The sequence below is a fragment of the Streptomyces sp. NPDC005195 genome, assembly GCF_040608315.1.
Lineage (GTDB): Bacteria > Actinomycetota > Actinomycetes > Streptomycetales > Streptomycetaceae > Streptomyces > Streptomyces kaempferi.
This window is the reverse complement of the sequence record NZ_JBEXHZ010000326.1, coordinates 1-1,468: the sequence shown is the minus strand read 5'-3', so window position 1 is coordinate 1,468 and position 1,468 is coordinate 1. Positions and strand designations below refer to the sequence as shown.

The 1,468-nt window shown below is 67.7% G+C and carries 1 protein-coding gene and 1 pseudogene; one reads left to right on the top strand and one right to left on the bottom strand.

What is annotated here, in order from left to right; all coding sequences use genetic code 11:
- The coding region (locus tag ABZV34_RS39395; RefSeq protein ID WP_356288084.1) for an RICIN domain-containing protein at positions 1–534 on the bottom strand (534 nt) is incomplete at its 3' end.
- 746 nt (positions 535–1,280) lie between these two features.
- Here ABZV34_RS39395 and ABZV34_RS39390 point away from each other — a divergent pair.
- Positions 1,281–1,468 (top strand): annotated as a pseudogene (locus ABZV34_RS39390) (3-oxoacyl-ACP synthase); the annotation flags it as partial.

Sequence of the window (1,468 nt, the reverse complement as noted above, 5' to 3'; positions counted from 1 at the left end):
CGGGGCGACGGCCATCGGCGCGGTGGGATTCGTGCCGCCGCCGCCCGCCGCGGGCGCGGTCCACTTCTGGTTGGCGCCGCCCGTACAGGTCCAGATCTGTATCGGGGCGCCGTTCGCCGAGGTGTTGCCCGTGACGTCGGCGCACTTGTTGGCCTGCGGATTGACGATGTCGCGGGCCGCGGAGACCGTCCACCTCTGGTTCGCGCCACCCGAGCAGTCCCACAGCTGGAGCCTGGCCCCGTCCGCGGTCGAGTTGCCGGTGATGTCAAGACACTTGCCGAGGGCCCGTATCGTCCCGTCGGAGCCGACCGTCCACTGCTGGGCGGCGGTCCCGTTGCAGTCGTAGAGCTGTACGGCCGTGCCGTTCGCGGAGTTCGCCCCGGCCACGTCGAGGCACTTGCCCGAGAGGCCCGTGATCGTACCGGTGGCGGCGGAGGCGGGTGCCGCGGTCAGGGCACCGGCCGAGAGCGCGAGCAGCGAGGTGGTGAGCGCGGCGCGCAACACGGTTGAGCGCGTGAGGCGTTGGCTGGTCATCAGGGGGGATCACAGCCCTTCAGGTGAGGCTGATGGTGGGGGAGTGTTCACGTTCATGAACGATGGGTGCATTCATGGAGCCGTGGTGATCGGGAACCTAAAGGTCTGAACCAAAGTCGTCAAGAGATGAAGCAAAGGAGTCTGCGAATTGGGCCCGAAGCACAAGGAGTTGAACGTGCCGGAGCCCGTCGGCGGCTACGGGGAGTCGAAGTTCTGACCGCGCGGCACCCGGCGCGGTCACATTTCCGAACGCCAGTCGATCGTCTGTGTGTTCGAGTGTGGAATGGCTTCCCGAATCCCCCGGCGGTTCGTTCGGGTCGCCGTGATCGCGGGCGGTGTGGGTCGACCGTGCCTGCGGGTGGTGGGGGGCGCGAGTCCGCAGGTGGGGGCGGGTGGCGCCGCTGATCGGGTGCGACGGGATGTGGTGGGAGCGCCTGAGCGCTGTTCATGTGTGCGGCACTTTCTCGAACGGTCGTCCTCTTTTGCCGCCTTTCGGGTGGCGCACGACCGGCCCAATGGCCGTAACGATCCTGCGCTCCCGGTGCTGAGCTGGCCTTTTCCGGTCATCCGGCACCAATGGTTCTTTCGTTCGAATCTCGTCGCGTGGCGAGGTGATCTTGATCCGATCTACAGTCATGCCGCTGTTCAAGATCACTCTCCACCGAGGCGTGTGTGACTCACCAATTTCCCTGTACCGAAGCTCCTTTGGCGATCCCGCTGCCGACCCCGACCGTCGAGGCCGCGCGGTGACGACGGCCGTCCTCGAGGGCATCGCCGGGTTCGTTCCGCCGCGCACGGTGGCCAACGACGAGCTGCCCGCCGCGTGGTGTGCCGACGACGCCTGGGTGCGCAGACGCAGTGGCATCGGTGAACGACGGTGGGTCGCGCCCGGTGTCGCCACGGGCCATCTCGCCCTGGAGGCCGCGCGCAAGGC